15 protein-coding genes and 1 tRNA gene are annotated in these 20,301 nt (G+C 29.0%); 7 read left to right on the top strand and 9 right to left on the bottom strand.

Annotated elements, in window-relative coordinates; genetic code table 11:
* Window positions 1–883: 883 nt before the first annotated feature.
* Complete coding sequence (locus tag ASC36_RS05250) at window positions 884–1,831, top strand: DMT family transporter (RefSeq protein ID WP_055425445.1); 948 nt, start codon at window positions 884–886, stop codon at window positions 1,829–1,831.
* Between the two features lie 104 nt (window positions 1,832–1,935).
* Here ASC36_RS05250 and ASC36_RS05245 read toward each other — a convergent pair whose 3' ends face one another.
* Window positions 1,936–3,267 (bottom strand): HTTM domain-containing protein, encoded by a 1,332-nt coding sequence (locus ASC36_RS05245; RefSeq protein WP_055425444.1) that lies wholly within the window; start codon window positions 3,265–3,267, stop codon window positions 1,936–1,938.
* A gap of 132 nt (window positions 3,268–3,399) precedes the next feature.
* Between ASC36_RS05245 and ASC36_RS05240 the strand changes: the two genes are divergently transcribed.
* Entirely contained in the window at window positions 3,400–4,575 is a 1,176-nt protein-coding gene (locus tag ASC36_RS05240) for a hypothetical protein (protein ID WP_055425443.1), read from the top strand.
* 2 nt (window positions 4,576–4,577) lie between these two features.
* On the top strand, window positions 4,578–5,642 hold the full coding sequence (locus tag ASC36_RS05235; RefSeq protein WP_055425442.1) for a hypothetical protein: 1,065 nt from the start codon (window positions 4,578–4,580) through the stop codon (window positions 5,640–5,642).
* A gap of 462 nt (window positions 5,643–6,104) precedes the next feature.
* Here the strand turns inward: ASC36_RS05235 and ASC36_RS05230 are convergent, their stop codons facing one another.
* Window positions 6,105–7,625 carry a lipopolysaccharide biosynthesis protein gene (locus tag ASC36_RS05230; RefSeq protein WP_055425441.1) on the bottom strand — a complete coding sequence of 507 codons (1,521 nt, stop codon included), beginning with the start codon at window positions 7,623–7,625 and terminating at the stop codon, window positions 6,105–6,107.
* A gap of 254 nt (window positions 7,626–7,879) precedes the next feature.
* Here ASC36_RS05230 and ASC36_RS05225 point away from each other — a divergent pair, with 254 nt between their 5' ends.
* Window positions 7,880–8,428 (top strand): hypothetical protein, encoded by a 549-nt coding sequence (locus ASC36_RS05225; RefSeq protein ID WP_055425440.1) that lies wholly within the window; start codon window positions 7,880–7,882, stop codon window positions 8,426–8,428.
* 562 nt (window positions 8,429–8,990) lie between these two features.
* Here ASC36_RS05225 and ASC36_RS05220 read toward each other — a convergent pair.
* Complete coding sequence (locus tag ASC36_RS05220) at window positions 8,991–9,935, bottom strand: 3-oxoacyl-ACP synthase III family protein (protein ID WP_055425439.1); 945 nt, start codon at window positions 9,933–9,935, stop codon at window positions 8,991–8,993.
* A 418-nt stretch (window positions 9,936–10,353) separates the two neighbouring features.
* On the opposite strand from ASC36_RS05220, the gene ASC36_RS05215 reads away from it, so the two are divergent.
* From ASC36_RS05215 to ASC36_RS05205, 3 genes are all read left to right on the top strand, one after another.
* A complete protein-coding gene (locus tag ASC36_RS05215) occupies window positions 10,354–11,565 on the top strand; it encodes a DUF6051 family protein (RefSeq protein WP_055425438.1) in 1,212 nt (403 codons plus the stop codon).
* Window positions 11,566–11,772: 207 nt separating this feature from the next.
* Window positions 11,773–13,623, top strand: coding sequence for a hypothetical protein (locus ASC36_RS05210; protein ID WP_055425437.1), 1,851 nt, complete (start codon window positions 11,773–11,775; stop codon window positions 13,621–13,623).
* A gap of 1,107 nt (window positions 13,624–14,730) precedes the next feature.
* A complete protein-coding gene (locus ASC36_RS05205) occupies window positions 14,731–14,910 on the top strand; it encodes a hypothetical protein (protein ID WP_141656205.1) in 180 nt (59 codons plus the stop codon).
* 384 nt (window positions 14,911–15,294) lie between these two features.
* Here ASC36_RS05205 and ASC36_RS05200 read toward each other — a convergent pair whose 3' ends face one another.
* The 6 genes from ASC36_RS05200 to hemH all read right to left on the bottom strand — a co-directional run bounded on the left by ASC36_RS05200 (window position 15,295) and on the right by hemH (window position 20,201).
* Window positions 15,295–15,624 carry a hypothetical protein gene (locus ASC36_RS05200; protein WP_055425435.1) on the bottom strand — a complete coding sequence of 110 codons (330 nt, stop codon included), beginning with the start codon at window positions 15,622–15,624 and terminating at the stop codon, window positions 15,295–15,297.
* A gap of 163 nt (window positions 15,625–15,787) precedes the next feature.
* Window positions 15,788–15,872: transfer RNA gene (locus tag ASC36_RS05195), tRNA-Ser, on the bottom strand.
* 67 nt (window positions 15,873–15,939) lie between these two features.
* A complete protein-coding gene (gene lysA, locus ASC36_RS05190) occupies window positions 15,940–17,154 on the bottom strand; it encodes a diaminopimelate decarboxylase (protein WP_055425434.1) in 1,215 nt (404 codons plus the stop codon).
* Window positions 17,155–17,232: 78 nt separating this feature from the next.
* Window positions 17,233–18,249 carry a glycosyltransferase family 2 protein gene (locus ASC36_RS05185; protein ID WP_055425433.1) on the bottom strand — a complete coding sequence of 339 codons (1,017 nt, stop codon included), beginning with the start codon at window positions 18,247–18,249 and terminating at the stop codon, window positions 17,233–17,235.
* Window positions 18,213–19,088: a lysophospholipid acyltransferase family protein gene (locus ASC36_RS05180; protein WP_055425432.1), complete on the bottom strand. Its 876-nt coding sequence runs from the start codon at window positions 19,086–19,088 to the stop codon at window positions 18,213–18,215. Before ASC36_RS05180 ends, ASC36_RS05185 begins: the two co-directional genes overlap by 37 nt.
* 99 nt (window positions 19,089–19,187) lie before the next feature.
* Window positions 19,188–20,201, bottom strand: coding sequence for a ferrochelatase (gene hemH, locus ASC36_RS05175; RefSeq protein WP_055425431.1), 1,014 nt, complete (start codon window positions 20,199–20,201; stop codon window positions 19,188–19,190).
* Between the last annotated feature and the right edge of the window lie 100 nt (window positions 20,202–20,301).

Genomic DNA, 20,301 nt, shown 5'->3' with positions numbered 1-20,301 from the left:
AACATCATCAACCTAAAGACGAACCCATTAAAAATATTAGAGCTTTAGCTATGGTAAAATTATCTATTCGTTATAATGTTATATCATAATTATATATCAATATTGCTTCTTAAATACAGTCAAACACACATTTTTTTGTTTGTTTTTATTTAATATGCTGATTGTAAGATACTTGTATAACATGTGTTTTATTTACTTTATGGAATATATATGCCCTATTGTTGTTTTTTAGTTGTATTTTTAATGCTAAAACGTAATTATATGTATTTAAATCAGTTGTTTTTTTTATCTTTTCGCATACCCAACTGCATACCCAACTGCATACCCAACTGCATACCCAACTCTTTTTTATTGTTTTATAACAAAATTAATACATACAAAAAATGAGCATGAAATATCATACTCATTTTAATTAGTATATATAGGCTTAATATTAGTTTTTAAACGGGTTTTAGTAACTTTATGGTAGTAAATAGTCTATTATTAACCTTAAGGGTTTATTAGGTGGTTAAAATGGTGGCAAAATAGTAGTAAATGTACATTTCATTTTTCTAGCCAATATTTTAAAAATTCACTCAATCCCTTTTCTAGATTGGCTTTTTCGGCTTTTTTTTATTTATTAATTATGTACAATTCATTTTAACCCCTATATTCAGTAGAAATAATTTCATATTATGATAATAATAGATCCATATGATTTTTAAAGATACTATAGAATCAATTACAGATAATTTTGAGACATAAATACCCCCTTATCATGTTCGGGAGTGGTAGTAGAAGTAGAATAAAATAAGCATAGATATAAAACTAGATTATTTTTAAATAATCTAGTTTTTTTTTGTAAAATATAAGGAATACCTTTGCAGCAAATTTTGCACTAAAAATGAGGGCAGCAAGGTATATATTATTACGCATACCACGAAAGTCAAAGGCATTGGTTGGAAAATACGGAAAAGGATCCTTTTTTAAAGGATCATTGAGCGCAATTATTTCATCCATGACCTATGGTTTGATTCCTTTATTCAGCATTCCTTTGATGAAGAAAGGATTAAATTTTGATACGGTATTGTTTTATCGATTTTTATTAGCATGTATTGCCGTAGCCATATTGATGAAAATAAAAAAGGTACATTATTCAGTTTCGTTTAAAGAATTTAAAGCGTTAACAGTCCTGAGCTTACTTTGCAATACCTGCTCACTCTTTTTTTTTCTATCCTACACCTATTTAGGAGGAGGTGTTACCACTACGGTCCATTTTCTGTATCCTGTTTTCGTTACCCTAATCATGGGGATCTTTTTCCGTGAAAAAATTTCTGTTAAAGGGTTTATTTCCATAGTTTTAGCTGTAATAGGTGTTGCTTTGTTATCCTTAGGAGAAGGTGTGGAGAAAATAAACTTTAAAGGTATTTTATTTGCCCTTTCGGCAGCGATATTTTATGCATTTTTCTTAGTTTTCTCTGTGAAATCTACCGTTAAAGATATGCCGGTACTAAGATATACCTTCTATATTCAGGTTATTGGTGTTTTTTACCTTTTATTGTTTTGTTTGTTAACTGGTTCTTTTCAGTGGTTTCCGGTACATGATACTTCCTGTGTGATTAATATAATACTATTGGCATTAATTCCCACGATAGTATCTATTATAACTTTAGTTGAGGCTGTCAGACGGATAGGGTCCACTCTAACCTCAGTTTTAGGTGCTTTTGAACCTATTACCGCAGTGTTAATAGGTGTTTTGGTTTTTGCTGAGCCTTTTACTTCAGTCATGTTATTAGGTATATTGCTAATTATTTTAGGTGTTTTTGGAATTATTGTTTCCCAAAAGAAGTAAAAATTTGTAATTTATTAATTATTATCACTATATCTGATAAATATATAAAACCTAGTTACTTAAATTATTTTTATCCCTACTAACTCATAGTAAAAAATTAATATTTATTTTCTGTAATCATCATATAAGAGAATCCAATCAGAATGCTTAAAATAATCCCAACTCACATGAGCTAAATCAACTTTACTGTTAATAAATTTTTTGTAGGAGTGCCCATTTATTGAAACATAACTATCAGCATATATTTCAACTTCCTTATTATGTTTTTTAAAATCTTGTTTAATATACTGGGCTGCTTGCCATATGAAATCCGGATAGCAATTGATTCTTTGTATTTGTTTCTCAGTAAACATTTCATCCATAGGAAAAGGGAGAGTTTCTTTAGTTTTTTTATCAATAATAGTAAAATTAGTTGTGCCGTTACGGTGTCTCAGCATCATTCTCCAGCTTAATCGATGACCTTCTTCAGTCCAAAAAACATTACCTTTAATAAAATAATGGCGTATAGGTAAAATCAATTGAATGGTGAAATAAGTTACCAGAAGAAAATATACCAGATTTTTATTGGAATAATTATAACTATGTTTTTCTAAAGAAAGACTCGGACGTTTTTTGAAAAAGAATTTACGGATAGTTTCCGGAGGATAGAATAAAACAATAAAGCTTAAGGCAAAGTAGGGGAAAACACCCACATTTAATATAAATGAATTAGCGAGGTGAAAAATTAAACTGGTAAATAAAGCTAACGTTCGGGTTTTTTTCCAAAGCATTAAAGGAACAATTAATCCGTCAAATAAAATTCCGAGATAAGCTATAGAAATATAAAACCATTTTTTGGTAAAAAATTGACCAATCAAGGGAAAATCTGTTTTATCAGAATATAATAAATGTGTAAAAGTTCCATCTAACCAATCAGGATAGAGCTTGTTAATACAAGCAAAAAAATATAAAATGGAAATTTGAAACATTAAGGCAAAAGAGCACCATTGAGGCATGGTCAATGATCTGATATTTTTGTTTCTTTTTACGTCCAAAGAATAATAAGCATGGGCAGGTAAAAATAACATAATTATACATATAAGAATTAAAAAATAATAATGGTTATTATATGCTGTTTTTTGCATTAGATATTGAGCTGTCCATAATATTGTAAAGCATAAAAGACTAAATCGATATTTAAATCCAATCATAACAAACAATCCCAATATACCCAAACATATAAAATAAATATACATACCGTATCCGGGTAGAGGATGAAGCCAGTTAAAACCAATGAAAGGGAAAAAAACTTTAGGGGAAATTAAGTTTGTGTTTACCCAACCTGTTAAAATAGCTCCCCATGTTTCTATTACAAGTAAAAATCCAAATAATATACGGAATAAAATGAGGGAAGAATTATCTATTTCTCGAAATAAACTCTGTCTTGATAGTTCCATAATATTTTTACATGTTAAACAATAAAGTTAATAAGTAAAAAACAATTCAAAATAAATGCCAAAATGTTATTCAAATAATGATATAATTTGTATATTTGGTATAAAACCAAAAATTAAATAAATAAATTTATTATGAACTATAAACTGGAACTGCAAAAAATTCGAATTAAAATTAATCAAGAGAAGGATGGAGGTCTGAAAAAAAAATTAATTAATCAGGCAATTGAAATTGCAGATAAATATAAAGATCTTTATGAAGGTTTAGACTTTAGGTATCTATTAATGGACGGAGAAGTGGATCCTGATAATCGAATTGCCATATTAAAAGATTCAATACGGTTATCAGATTTCGAAAATAATTTGGAGGAGTCATTTGATTTAAGACTTCAACTCATTCAAGAGGAGATCAATACTTCTCATTGCACAGATAGTTTTTCGGCAATTGCTTGGTTGCTCGAAACGGTCGATTCACATCCCGATTTATTTTCAGAAGAGGAACTCTTGTGGGAATATAAATGGCTGGCTACTTCAGCAATAAATAACGCAGATATATCATTCGAACAAATTCAAGAAATTCATAACGATCTAAAAAATAGATTGGAAAGAAACGGCTATGGCTTAGGAGCCTATTATGTTCCTAAAATAGAATGGTTGGAATCGATTGGGGATATACAAGGAGCATTGCAAATTTTAAACGAAAGAGATAGCTATGGAAGAGATGGGATGTCTGATTGTGAAGCTTGTGAGCTAAATAAAAAAATAAAAATCAAATTAATTGCAGGAAAATACGATTCCGCGATTGCAGATGCAAATGAGATGCTCAGTAAGGGTATATCTTGTAACGAAGTACCTTTTGATACGTTTTGCAATTTAGCTTATCACCTAAATAAGATAAAAGATCCTCGAGCAGAAGAATATTTTAAGAAAGGATTAAATGAATTTAATAATGATTTTGAATCCTCATTTATCACAGGTATATCGAAATTAATTAATTATGCATCCTATGCTAATGATCAATTAGCCTTAAATCTTTATGAAAAATATGCTCACTGGCAATTAAATTCTGAAGATGGGGTAAATTTTGAAGTATCATTAAATTTTTTAAATTTATTTAAAGAAAATAGAGAAATTAAGTTGACAAAATTAAATCCGTCAATACCTTTTTATAAGTCAGATGGAATTTATATGTCAAGTGATTTATATGATTATTATGTAAATATAGCCAATGAATTAGCTGATAAATTTGATAAAAGAAATAGAACGGATCGTTTTAGAAATTTACTGAATAAAGAATTAACTAGCTACTAATAATGAACTATAGTTTAGAATTACAAAAAATTAATTTAAAGTTAAATTCGTTTACCAATCCTGATGACAAAATATCTCTCTTAAAACAAGGAATACTTTTATCTGATGCTAATAATGACCTTGAATGGGGATTTGATTTCAGGTTAAATCTGATAGCAGAAGAAGCAAGGACTTCCAGATGCATTGAAAGTTTTCCTGCCTTCACATGGATTTTGGATATTAATGACAAGAACCCGTCTTTTTGTGATGAAAAAGAATTTTTATGGGAATATAAATGGATGGCAAATGCTTCATACAGGAATGCGAATATAAATATAGATCAAATAAAAAAAATATTTAAAGATCTTAAGATTAGGATGATCAGAAACAGCTATAGTTTGCGTGGGTATTATAGCGTTATGATTGAATGGTATAAATTTATTGGGAACATTGATGAGATGGATGCCTATATTGAGCTAAGAGACAAAGAAACGCGGGACGATATGTCACATTGCCCGGCTTGTGAAATTGATGCTAAAGTAGAAGCAGAGCTGATAAAAGGAAATATTGATAAAGCTATTGAAAATGCTGATGATCTTTTTGCTAAAAAATTCAGCTGTGCTCATATGCCTTTTGCTACATTGAGTAAATTTACTTACCATTTAAATAAATTAAGAGATTCCCGTTCTGCTGATTTTTATAATAAAGCCATGGATGAACTTAAAAATGTAGATAAGTCAGATAGTTCAATTATTTCTACCATTTCTCTATTAATCAATTATTTAATAAACAACGATAAAGAAAAAGCTTTTTCTTTATATGAAAAATATTCTCCCTGGGAACTTAATGCTGAAGATTATTTACAATTTATCTTTGCAAAAAATGTACTAAATCTTTTTAATGCTGAAACAACCAGAAGTTTAAAGATAAGTGTAGATCATCCATTATATTCAAATTTAGGTGAATATAATTTAAAAGATTTATATAATCATTATTATGCCCATGCATTGCATCTTGCTAAAAAATTTGATAATAGAAATAAAACATTATGGTTTACTAATTCCTTGCAAGAAGAAGTGAAAAGTTAAATTAACCTCGCAGATAGTATTTACTGAAATTTAAAGCGGCCGTAAAATGACCGCTTTATTTTTCACAGAATAACAATTATATCTATCTGTGAATGCTCAAAATTGTAATTATAAGATAAAATAAATATTAAAGCAAATATAATAAATTTATTTTAATATGTTATGATAAATATTTGATTATATATTTAATTATTATAATATAAGTGTTAAATAAATATAATTATTTAAATTATTTTGAGATTATAGTACTAATCATACTACTCAAATTTCAAGTTATAATGATATGAATTATTAAAATTTCAAATTAAAGTCAAAATTTTTAAATATTATGAAAGTATTATCAAGTGTTAAAATATTGATTGAATAGAGAAATATTAGACTATCAGTTGAACATCAAGTAATAAATTTCTTTGTTCTAATAATATATAATAAAGAAAATATAGTGATAAAATTATCTTAAAATTAATTTTTTTTTCCTTTTTTTAGTTGTAGAATTTTTTCCTTAAAAATTTGTATATCTTTATACTCGATTTTTAAAGTTAGGTATATAAAAATAATAAATAAAATATTGCCAACACCAATTCTTATGGCTATGTGATTGCTACAATAATAAGCTATTAGGCTTAACAATGAGCTTCCTCCAATATAAAAAATTAGTTTTTTGTAATTGTAAGGTATCGGATATTCTCTTTGCCCCCAAAAATATGATATAAGCATCATAGTCAAGTATGATACAAAAGTAGCAATGGCACAGACCCAATAGCCCAAATCCGTATATTTTAAACCAATAAAGTTTAATGCAACAGTTATACAAGCGCCAATTCCCGAGATAATTGCTCCATAATGGGTATTATCGGATAATTTATACCAGATGGATAAGTTTAAATATATTCCTAAAAAAGTTGAACCAATTAACAAAATAGGAACAACCTGAAAGCCGCTCCAGTAGTCAGTATTTCTTATGTAAAGACGTCCGATCCAATCCAAATTTGCAGTTAGAAATAATAAAATAACCGCACTAAAAATAGCATAATATTTCATTAAAGTGGCATAAGTTTTTCCCGAATTTTTATTATCGGCGTGGGAAAAGAAAAAGGGTTCAACACCTAACAGATAGGCGGTTTTAAACAAAGTTATAAAAGTAGCAATTTTATAAACAGCACTGTAGATTCCCATTTGGACTTCTGCAATACCTTTAGGAAGTAGATATTTAATGAATTGTCTGTCCATGGTTTCATTAATAATTCCAGCTAGTCCGGCAATAGTAATGGGCCAAGCATAAGACAACATCTTTTTCCATAAAGTATAATCGAAAGTATATTTACCATCAAGCATGGTAGGTAGTAAAGCTAGAAATGTGATTATACTTGCGAATAAATTGGCAGCAAAAGCATAACCTATACCATAATTAAAATTATAAATTTTACTAAAAAAGGCAGCACCTATTCCATCATGTTCTATCAGTTTCGGAATCCAGAAAATTAATATAACGGTAGAAAAGAACATAATAACTGAATTCAGTATTTTAAGAGAAGCAAAGTACAATGATCTGTTTTGAATTCTAAGTTTTGCAAAAGGGACTGCGGATATAGCATCAGCTGCAAGAATAAATAGAAACCAAACTAAAAAAATTACCTCATCAGGATGTTTAAAAGCTGAAGCTAAAGGCTCTCTGGAAATTATGCCCAACAATAAGAATAAAAGAGATACCATACATACAGAAGTGAAAGAAGTAAAATAAACTGTATTTTGCCTGTCTCCTTGATCTTTAAATTTTTGAAAAAAACGAAAAAAGGTAGTTTCCATACCATGTGTAAGTAGGACAGACAGTATGCCTGCAGCGGAGTAAAAATCAGCATATATGGAATATTTGAAAGGGCCAAATGTTCTTACCAATATGGGAGTTAATATAAATGGAAATACCCGAACTAAAACGTTGCTTAATCCATAAATTAATGTCTGACTTAATAACTTCTTATACAATGATTTCTTTTTAGGTAATTATTATCACAGTTAACATAACTGTATTAATATAAATTTTTAATTTTAATATTCTTGACAAATTTAATAATTTTGATTAGGTTTGCAGGCATCCATATTAAAAATGAATAAAAGCTTAATAAAATATATAATGGGTTAAAATAAAACCTATGAATAATTAAGTTTAAAACAGAAACTATGTTATCCAACATAAATTATAAATACCTAATACATATATTGAAGCACTAAATTTACAAATGAAAAAAATATATTTTCTTCACGGATATCAAACTTCAGGAAAAAAATTCAATTGTTTACAAAAATTTTACCATAATTTTAAAGAGTATAAACTTATATGTTGGGAGTGGAATGAGCTTATGGATATTCCAAAATTTTTGGAAGAAAAAGCTAAAATTTTAGAAGAGGATAAAGGTGATAGGATAATTATGGCTGACAGTATGGGAGCAAATCTTGCTTGGAATTTGGTAAATTTATTCAAAGATATACCATATGTTATGACGAATCCGGTTTTTTCATCGGAACAAATTAAAGATCAGAAGCGAATTACTTCCGAAATTAAAGAAAAGATATTTTCGGCTACATCTGAAAACATTCTAAACAAAAATATACATCTCATTATTTCTAAAAATGATGAAGTCCTGTATCCGGAATATTATAAAAAGGTATTCAATGATTCCTTAAGGGTGTTAGAATTAAATGATATACATGCCATTTCTCATATGGATGAATACATGCCTCTAATTCATCAAGTAATAACTGAGGCATTTGCGAAATTAAAACACTAAAAACTTGTGTTCTTACAAACTTTTCTAAAGTTTTTCACACTTCATATATTCATTAAATAAAAAATTTTTCTAAAAATAACCTATCATAATTCATTACCCAATAAAGATTTATTAATTGTTAATAAAAAAATTAGATAAGGTCTAATTGAAAGTATTAGTGTTAGATTACCATATATAATTAATCTAAAGCGTAATGGATAAATATAAGACAATATAATAAGGTAATTTTTATTTTGAGCATTTAAAAGATTTATATAAGATATTTCATTAATCTATAATCTTGGTTATAAGAAATATTTACAAGAAATTATTAGTAAATTAACGTTTAGATATATTTTTAAATCATCCTTAATTTAGTTCGTTTCTTAATAAAGAAGAACATTTTAAAATCATAAAAACAAAATCCAAGCTATAAAAATTTTAATTTAGATTACAAGTTAGCAAAATAAAAATTTTATAAGGTATAAAATACATGCTGAATTAACAAGATACTAAAACAGATGATTCTTATAGCAATGAATTTTGAAATTGCAGAAATTAAAAATTAATATTAGTTAGTATGTTAATTAAATTTAATTAAGCAAGTACCGCAAGAATATCCACCTCCAAAAACGGAAAGACATACAAGATCACCTTCTTTAAAAATATCGTAATTTTGGGCAAAAACTAAAGGAGCACTAGCACATCCTGTATTGCCTAATTCTTCAACATTCGATAGTGATTTATTCTCAGCTAATCCTAACTCATGACAAACATTATTTAAAATCCTTTTATTGGCTTGATGGCCGATAAAATAAGTTAAATCAGAAATAGAATATCCATTTTTTTTGATAATGGTATCAGTTAACCTAGCTAAGTAGACACATGCATGGGTAAAAACATCTTTGCCATAAGGCATATGCAAACCATTTTTAGGTTCCATGGTAACAGCTTGTGGCCCATGACCTACATTTCCAAGCCCAAGCGTGTTTATATCTAAAATACTAGCTTCATTTGGACGTATAGGTTCAGATGAAAAAAATAAAGCTACAGCAGCATCACCCCATAAATGGCCAGATTGAGTGTCTCTGTCATCAGAATAGCTGGAATTTCTATCGGCACATATTAATAACGCTTTTGACGATATTTTGCTTTTAAAAAAGGAATTTATGATTTCCATACCATTTATGGCAGAAGAACAAGCAGATGATATATAAAAAGCTTTGGCATTGTTTATATTAAATTCTTTTTGAATAATGTGTGCAGTGGTTCCAACTGTATCGTTGGGTGTATAAGAAGCAAATACGATCAAATCAACCTCATGAATATCATAGGGCAAATTTTTAATTGCATTTTCAACTGCTTTAATGCTCATGTAGTTTATTGTTTCTTCTTCAGAGGCTCTGGCTCGGGTTAGTATTCCGGTCCTCTTGAAATACCAATCTTCTGATAAATCGTTAAGTTTTGCAAAATAATTATTATCAACTCTCTTTGTAGGTATATAATATCCTTTAGAATTTATAAACATTTTAAAATATTTAATTATTTAAATTTTTGCAAATATAGGTTTCTAATGAGTTATTTTTTAATTTATTTAGCTGATTTTTTATTAAAATAGCACATATGATAACATATCGTTAAAAGTAATTTAATATCAAATTCTAGTGCATTGACAAATATATGTAAATTTCAATAAAAAAAAATGATTATAATTTGACTAAGTTACTAAGTTTATATTTATAAAATATTTTTTTTTTTTTAGAAAATATTGAATTATACAATGGGTATTTTTTCATTATAATATTAAATTATCTTTATTTTTATTAAAAAATATAGTTTTATTTCCTATACATATTCAGAAAAATGATTATAATTGTGGTTATAATTGTATAGTGATACTATAATTATTTGGGATTCAGTACCTAACTACAAATTTTAACATATAAATGAAATATTTAGACTTGTTCAATTATTTAAAAAAAATTGAAGATTATACAAAGAATGAAATTGAGATAGACGAAAATTTAGTTATTAGAAATTTTTCATTTAAATCAAATTATCGTTTTATACTTCCGGGTGGTTTAGGTAATAAAGATGATTATGAATTCTTATGTAATACAATTAACGATCATAATCCTGACGTTATACAAAAAATGCTCAATAATAAAGATGCTGACATTGCTGAGAATACTGAATTTCGATATCATATAATTATGCCTAAAAAAGAAAAGAAGGCAAAAGAAATCATAATTCTGTTTCACGGATTCAATGAAAAATATTGGAATAAATATTTACCATGGGCAACATATATGGCTGAAAAAACAGGGAAAGCTATCGTTTTGTTTCCTATGGCTTTTCATATGAACAGAGCACCATTATTATGGAGTAATCCCAGAGAAATGTATCGGGTAAGCGAAGAACGAAAAAAACGGCACCCAATGCTTTTATGTTCCAGCCTTTCCAATGTTGCAATTAGTACACGCATTAATAACAAACCGCAGAGATTTATCTGGTCAGGTTTACAATCATACTATGATGTTATTGACTTTGTTGAAGATATCAAAGACGGCTTACACCCTGCTATTGATAAAAATGCCAAAATAGACTTTTTTGCCTATTCCATAGGAGCGTTTTTAGCTGAACTTTTAAAGATGAGTAACAGAAACGGTTATTTTTCGGATACAAAATGTGCTATTTTTTGTGGAGGAGCTGTTTTTAACCGATTAACGCCGGTATCAAAATTTATATTGGATAGTGAAGCGGGAGTCAGCTTATATTCTTTTATTGTTGAACACATGGAAAGTCATATGAAAAGAGATGAGGTTCTTCGCCACTATATGTATAACGATCCGGAAGGAGCTAATTTCAGAAGTATGTTGAATTATAAAACTTTAATTAAAGAAAGAGAAGAAACATTTAGAAAAATCAGTAATCAGTTTTATGTAATTACCTTAGTTAAAGATGAAGTAATTCCTTCTTATGAAATCATGAATACCTTACAAGGATCTAAAAGAGATATTCCTATTACAATAGATTTGATAGATTATCCTTACCATTACATACATGAAGATCCATTTCCTTGCGTGTTTGAAATAGCTAATGAAGTTGAAGAAAGTTTTAAAAATACACTAAATAAATTTTGTGAATTCATAAAATAATAAGTAATTATAAATAACTTTATAGTATTTATCTCAAAAAAAAAGCCTTTTTGTTGCTAAAAAGTAAAAGTATAGTATCTTTGCAAATATTTTTTAAGTTAATTCAAACAAGGATATTTAATACAGATAAGTAAGTACTAAAGTTTTTACTTTGTAAGTATTCTTGACGGTTCTTTACAAAATATATTAATATTAAATTACATTTTTATGAACAGATTTTATTTTATAATTTATTTATTACTAATTAACTGCGTAATTAATGCCCAGGTCGGGATAGGAACTGAAACGCCCGATTCAAATACCATGCTGGATGTAGTGTCTCCAAATAATAATAAGGGTATTTTGATACCACGACTAACTGAAGCACAAAGAGATGAAATAGATAAAGCTAATGCAAAAGATGGATTGTTAATTTACAATACAACAGAGAATTGTTTTAATTATTGGAATAAGATAGAAGACGTTTGGAGTAGTCTTTGTGGAAGACCAGGTAAAGCTGTTTTTTCTATGGAATGTAATACTTTAAAAATTAATGGAACTTATTTAAATAAGACTGCTGTAACTTCAGACAACAAGCTTTTGCTAACTGTGGATGTAATCAAACCTGGGTCTTACAATATTAATGCAACTTCTTCGCCAGATAATAAATATTATTTTACAAAATCCGGAGATTTTCTTTCCACAGGAACTTATACAATAGAAGTTCCCTGTTATGGAACTCCTGAAAATTTTACCCCATCGGGGCAGCCTGGTGATGAATTTACATTGCTTATGAATGGGGTAGCAGTGAGTGCACCGTGTTCTACTTTTAATGTAGAAGTACAAGATTCCTCTGTAAAACCTGTATTTACAATGGATTGTTCTTCTACAACGGTTAGAGGCATCTATCAAAATGATATTCCTTTAACCAATAGTAATTACATAGAAGTTACTATTCGTTTTGATGCATCATTTAATGGAGCTCCTCTGTATTTATATACAGATACCGTAGAAGGTATTAGTTTCAAATCTGATAAATTAACTTTAGATAGCCAAGGACAGACTAGCGGATGGGTTACACAAACTGTAAAATTGTTAGGAGAAGGAGCTCCTATTAGTTATTCTCCCAAAAAAATGACTATTCATTCTAATAGTGTTTCATCAACAGCAACTTGTGAGGCAACAGTACTTGTTGGGTATGATTATATGAAACTATATACTACCGGAGTAGGGGTTTATAATGCATTGGGAAATGGTAACTTAGCAGCAATGATAAAAAATGAGGATAACTTTGGGTTACAACCCTATAGCATTGTTAAATTTAGAGGTTGGACGAAAGATAGTAAACATTTAGGAGATAGTCCTGGTTCCAACATTGTAAAAAATGAGTTATTAGGTAGTAATCCTCCGGATATAGTAATTACAGGACAAACAGGAAATCTTGATGCTGAAGCTGCGAAATATTATGCAGAATATCTTAAAAAAGGTGGAGTAATGCTTGTTTTTATGGAGGATAATGATCGAATTAAGCGTTTTCTTACCGGGTTGTATCCTGATGGAGGAATCAAAACAAGGTATGTTACAGGAGTAGGAGCAGGAGGAGCTGTATATAAATTGAAAGATATTAACAACCCTATAGTAAATGGTCCTTTCGGTGACATACGAGGAGAATTCTGGGGAGAAGATGCATCTACTACGACAGGTATAGTAAGCGGACTTCCTTTAAGTAGTGATATTGAAGTGCTTTCCACAGCACCCAATGGAGATGTAACGGCATTTAAACATAAAAAGTATAATTTAGTACTTGTATGTGATGGTGGGTTTAACTCATCAGGAGCATCAAATGGAGTTTTACCTGGTAATGCTGCCGGCAATATTTACTATCCGATGTTTTTAGGTTCGGTTACCATTGGAGGTCATACTTATCCTTTGTATCCTATTCCAAAACCTGCATATGGAAATGATATGGTTGGATTGAATCAATACAGCGTTTATAATTCAGTCTTTACAGCCAATGCAGTTGCTTGGGCTATTCAGGCAGCACAAACGAATGGAATTAATCCTCATATTAATAAGTAAATGATATAAAATTTATTTTTATAAACTTATAAAAATAAGAAAAACCTGTTGTATTTTAAATACAGCAGGTTTTTTTGTAATATGTAAATATCGTGAAGTTTATATAATATTTAAGAATATTTGTTATATGAATAGTTTTCATATTATAATTATTTAAAATGATTTGAATAATTTCGATTATCGAAAGAAGCTTTTCCAAATAGTTTTCTTATAAGCTAAAAATTTATCTTCATTTATTGATATATATGTCAATATTATATTTTGTATTTGCGAGGATGATAAACATAAATGTTTACACTTACTATAAAATTATGTGATTATGAAAAAATTGAATTTATTTTTAGTAGAACTTTTATTGTCCTTTCATTAACTAATTGTTCAAATGATGGTAATCACGCTTCTGGATAATCCACTTTATCCATAGAACAAACAAAACTTGTTTGAACATAGTATTCTGAAGAAGGAGCAACTGGGAAAATAACTTTAAATTTTGACTCATCAGGAAAAGTAACTTTTATTGAACACAGTGCGGGTCATTCTGTTGAAAATGAAAAAAGTACGAGTCAATGGAGTTTGTCTAGAAATGCTCTTAAAATTCTTTGGGAATATGCAGATCCAGGGTATAAAAATCGGATGCTGAAGTATTAGAATAAAGCAATACCGCTTTGAAATGGAAAGAATTTATTGATACTCAACATTATATTAAACTTATTATAGAAAATAGGATGCTAAAAATAATATATTTTATGATAAATCAATTCATTTCGTTTTTAATTTTCAGCCAAAATTTATAACTTAACAAGAAGAATGGCTTTAAAAGTATAAAATTAGGAACATCAATAAATAGTTTTGATAATTTAAAAGAACTACTAAATTCAAATAAAGATATAATAGCATATATTTATATGACTTCTGATTAAGATTTGCAATATTTGTTTAATCATAAAATACATGCTATTAACCTTTACTTTGATAATATAACTGAAGAGTTAATAGGTATTAAACTAATAATAGTTGTAAATAAACCACTTATAGATATTAAAAGTCTTAGACAAGCTCAAAACTGTCGCAGACCGCATTATTTCAGTGTATAGAAAACCTAATCATGTGACTGATAAAACAATGATGTTATCTAAGGTAGGAAATCAAACAGCTTTGTCAATTTATTTAACTCCTGTTGGAGAAATTACTTTAGGAAATGATGGTGAATTAGGAGGAACAACCCATATTGATGTATTCTTTCTCACAAAAGATAAATATTTAGGTATAATAAAAGGTGTAATATAATTGATGTTTTTTGGATCTTCTTACATGTAGGGAATATAATTTTATCAAAGCAAAAATAATAAACCTATATCACCTTTTACGGATAATATTTTATTGTATGATAAAAATAAATGCCGGAAATAAAAGAAAGTGTCTTAAAAAGGAAGTGTGCCAATCATTGAACATATCTGTAAAATATATTTAGTTAGTACTACAACAAAACCAATCAAAAAAATTATCTAAATCCGATAAATTAAGGTCTAAATAAAAAGTTACTCCCAATCGTTCAAAAAGAAAATCGAATTTCTTTTGAAGGGTTGCATTGATTATTTTTAGTTTTTGTGTGAAATTTTCGAATTTTTATATTCAATTGCTCTCTTTTGCTTACATTTTTATACAGAAGAGCTATACAAATATTGAGTGGATAAGAGTTTCGTCTTTGTCCCAATTTTTTACATCTTCTAAAGCACGGTAGTTATCAGATAATACAAATTCTTCTACTTCTATAAATATATGATGAGCTTTAGCTGTTATGGCCGCAGCATTGGGATGATTTTTACACGTAAATCCGTTTTTATCGGAATATTCGGATGGTTTTAATTTTATATAGGTATTTATGAATATGCGGTTAATGGTTTTATTTTGCCGTACCTCAATATGTAGATGAGCTACTGACTTGCCTTTTGCTATTTCATTACGCCTGTCGTAAACAAATCGTAAGCTCAAATTATCCATATTTTGATTGTGTTAAATTGTATCAAAAAATTTGATACAAATGTAAAAAAGCATATCAAAAATATGGCATAATACAGCATATTTTGTCATATTCAAAAATCACTAAATTTCTATGAAAACCTTTGTATGAAAGAAAAACCTGATTATATAGCGGGTTTGTTAGCGGAGAGAGAGGGATTCGAACCCCCGGACCTGTTACAGTCAACGGTTTTCAAGACCGCCGCAATCGACCACTCTGCCATCTCTCCTTTTTCCCCTATTGAGGGATTTTTAACGGATGCAAATATACAATTATTTTTTATTTTTCCAAATTTTTTAAATAGAAATTTCCTCTGTAGTAGATAATAAATCGTTTAAGGTTTCTCTCCTTCTGATAAGATAGGGTTTGTTATCCAGTAAAAGTATTTCAGCAGGTTTTAATCGGGAATTATAATTGGATGACATAGAAAAACAATAGGCTCCCGCATTTTCAAAACATAAGAAATCACCCTCACGTATTTCATTTATTTTTCGGTTAGTTCCAAAAGTATCGGTTTCGCAAATGTAACCTACAACCGTATAAAACCTATGTCTTCCTTCGGGGTTAGAAATGTTAAAGATGTTATGATAGGCATTATAAAACATAGGTCGTATTAAATGGTTAAATCCGCTGTCGACTTCCGCAAAAACAGTAGAGGTAGTTTGCTTGATTACATTTACTGAAACTATAAAAAAACCGGATTGACTAACTAAATATTTACCCGGTTCAAACATAAGGGTTAATTCTTTATGATATTCTTTTTGAAAATCATTAAAGCGTTCTGCCAGTTTTTTTCCGAGATAGTTAATGTCCGTTTCATGATCTCCTTTTTTATATGGAACTTTAAAACCGCTGCCAAAGTCTATGTAATCAAGGTCATGGAATTCTTTAGCAACATTAAAAAGAATCTCGGCACCTTGCAAAAAAACTTCCACATCCAGAATATCTGATCCTGTATGCATATGAATACCCTCTACTTTAATACCGGTGTTGTTTACAATTCTTAGTATGTGAGGCAACTGATGAATTGAAATTCCAAATTTGGAATCGATATGACCGGTCGATATTTTGGTATTTCCACCTGCTAATATGTGGGGATTGATTCTGATACAAACAGGGTAATTCTTTATTTCTTGCCCAAATGTTTCCAATATAGAAAGGTTATCTATATTGATTCGAACTCCCTGTTCTATAACCTGTTTTATTTCCTTAAACGATACTCCATTAGGAGTGTATATAATTTCTTTGGGATCAAAACCGGCAAGAAGCCCTAGTTGTACTTCTTGTATAGAAACTGTATCTAAACCGGAGCCTAAACTTTTAAAGTATTTTAAAACAGCAAGATTGGTATTGGCTTTACAAGCATAATTTAACTTGACCTTTTTTATGTTTTTGAATGCTTTTAAAAGTTTATGGTATTGATTTTTTATTATGGCCGTATCATAAACATAAAGGGGTGCACCAAATTCTTTAACTAGGTTTTGAAGTTGTTGTATTCTTGCTGATTCCATGATTTTCAAAAATAAATAAGTTACAAATTTATAAAAAACTAACCGTTTTTTGTTTTTATTATAAAATAAAAAAGGTAATTATTTTAAGAGGGAATATTTCTTTCTTTTTTTTATAAAGTATTGTAAAACAATATATTTTTTCTCAAAATAATTGGGAATACCTGCCTTTCGTTTTTTTAGATATTTAGGTAACATATAATATACAGAAAAATGAGCGCGAATAATCGCCCAACAATATTTCCAACCATTTGAAAAAATGAAATCAAATCCTGCCAATCCATCCAGCATTAAACGAAGTGGAAAGATCCATAAAAGTTTATGAGTAGGCAGGTTTTTAATTAACATCAGGAGGTTGTTTCTGAAATTTAGATATGTTTTGTGCGGATTATATGGATCTAAAGTTCCCCCTCCGACATGGTATACGGTTGATTTTCCACAATAATATATAATTTTTCTATTATTTTTTAATCTCCAGCATAAGTCTATTTCTTCCATGTGGGCAAAAAAATCCGAATCAAAACCATTACATTCCCAAAAATCTTTTTTCCTGACAAAAAAGCAAGCTCCGGTTGCCCAAAAAATTTCCTGATTACCATCATATTGTCCGGAATCTATCTCAAGATCAAAAAAAATTCTTCCCCGGCAAAAGGGATAACCTAAATTATCGATAAACCCACCGCCGGCTCCTGCAAATTCAAATTTATCTTTTTCTTTATAGCTTAATATTTTTGGCTGAATGGCTGCAATATGCTCATTTTCTACGAATAACGAAAGAATAGGTGCGGTCCAGTTTTCAGTTACTTCTACGTCAGAGTTCAATAAACAATAAATATCTTCCGTTACGGATTTTAATCCTTGATTATATCCACCTGCATATCCTAAATTTATGGCATTTTGTATAATGATAACAGATGGGAAGTTTTCGCGTAAAAATGAAACGGAATCGTCAGTGGAAGCATTATCAATTATGTATATGGTAGAATTGGGGCTATAATCGATAACTTTTTGTAAAAATTTTTTAAACCACTTTATTCCATTATAGTTTAAAATAACAATGGCTAAAGTTGATAATCTGTTCCGCTTATGTATTTCCATCTTTTATGTGACCAAAGCCAAAGACTCGGATGAGTTTTTATATTTTGGGTGAGTTCTGAATAAAATTTTTCAACAATTTCATTTTCCCTAAATTTTTCTTTATCCGGGTAAATTCGTTTTAGGCGTGCCTCATATTTACCTCTTTTAATTTTAACCATATTTATATATAATACGGCATATTCTTTTCTGCAAGCTATTTTATCATACCCGTTAAAAGCGGGTGTTAGCCTGTTAAAAAAATTTAACTCATAATGTATTCGGCTTTTAAAAGGACTTTGATCTGCTACAAAAAGAAAAATATGAGAGCCATCATTGGGTAATTTAAGCATGGTTCTACCTACTTCTTTAACGGTAAGAGGAATGGTTCCGTAACGTGATCGCGATTCGTGTACGCTTTGGTCGAAGAAATTACTGGCAACTTTTTTATAGACGGCATATTTATGTTTTTGTTGTAAATCAGGAGATATTCCGGATAGCCATTCCCAATTAAACATATGCCCACTAAGTAAGATCACGTCTTTTTTTTCATGTATGCATTGTTGGGTAATATCCAGGTTAACGAACTTAATTCGGTCCTTATAATCTTCTCTTTTCATGGAAAATGTTTTAATGAGTTCAACCATGAAGTCGGAAAAATTTTTATAAAATTCTTTTTGTATTTTTTTTCTTTCGTGTTCAGTTTTATCAGGAAAGGCAATTAATAAATTATTTTTAACTACTTTTTTCCTGTATCCTATAATATAATATATAATGAAGTATAATATGTTTGAAAAACCATATAAAAAAGAAAATGGTAATTTTGATACCAGAATAAAGAAATCTTTTATTATTTTTTTCAAAATAGTGGAATATAGAAACAAAATTACTAAAATTAATTACAATTGAAGAAGTGTTTCATGATTATAAAAACCTAATTTAAATCAACAGAAATGATATACTTATTGGTTTATAAAAATGTTTATCTTATCAACTAACCATTCTACCCAATTTTCATCTTCGTTGAGACATTCAATATAATGAAATTCTTTACCTCCATTTTTAATAAATAATTCTTTGTCCGTGATAGCAAGTTCTTCTAGCGTTTCTAAGCAATCTGCAACAAAGGCCGGGGCAACCACAGCTATATGGGTAAAACCTTCGGCAGGAAGTTTTTCTAATGTTTTGTCTGTATAGGGATGTAGCCAAGGAGATCTTCCTAATCGTGATTGAAAAGATTGTCGTATTTTAGTTTTATCTAAACCTAATTTTTCACGGACTTTCTCAGTAACATAATAACATTGGTGTCTATAACAATATTTATGCGAAGTTCTTTCTTTTTCAAAGCAACAGATATTATCTATTCGACATTGTTTAGTTGGATCTGTTTTATATATATGACGTTCCGGAACTCCGTGATAACTGAATAAAAGTAAATCAAAACTTTTGGGAAGATGTTTTTTTATGGAATTACTTAAGACTTCAATGTATTTTTCATCGTTATAAAAAGGTGGAAGAAAGCTTATATTTAAATTAGGGAAATATTTTTTTTGTACTTCTTTTGCTTTTTCCACTACCGTTTCTGTTGTACTCATAGCATACTGAGGATATAGAGGAATAACAAGTACTTCAGTTACACCTTTATCAGCCAATTTTGTAAGTCCATTTTTAATAGATGGTTCTTGATATCGCATAGCTAATGCTATAGGATTTTTTATTTTTTCTTCTATCTTTTTGGTAAGATTTTTAGAGATAACTACTAATGGAGATCCTTCATCCCACCAAATATTTTGATAAGCACGTGCAGATTCTTTGGGTCTTTTAGGAAGTATGGTAAGTTCAACAATCATTTTTCGTAATAACCACGGAATGTCAATAACGCGTTTATCCATTAAAAATTCGCGTAAATATACCCTTACATCTTCTTCAGATGTAGACTTAGGTGAACCTAAATTTACTAAAAGTATTCCTTTCATCTTGTTATTCCATGTGTTTTACAAAAATAGTAATCTCTAATTAAATGAAAACCTTTTTATGATAAGAAATAATAATAGTATAAAATAAGTACTTAGTGAA

Source organism: Apibacter mensalis (assembly GCF_001418685.1).
Lineage (GTDB): Bacteria > Bacteroidota > Bacteroidia > Flavobacteriales > Weeksellaceae > Apibacter > Apibacter mensalis.
This window is presented reverse-complemented; position numbering and strand designations above follow the sequence as displayed.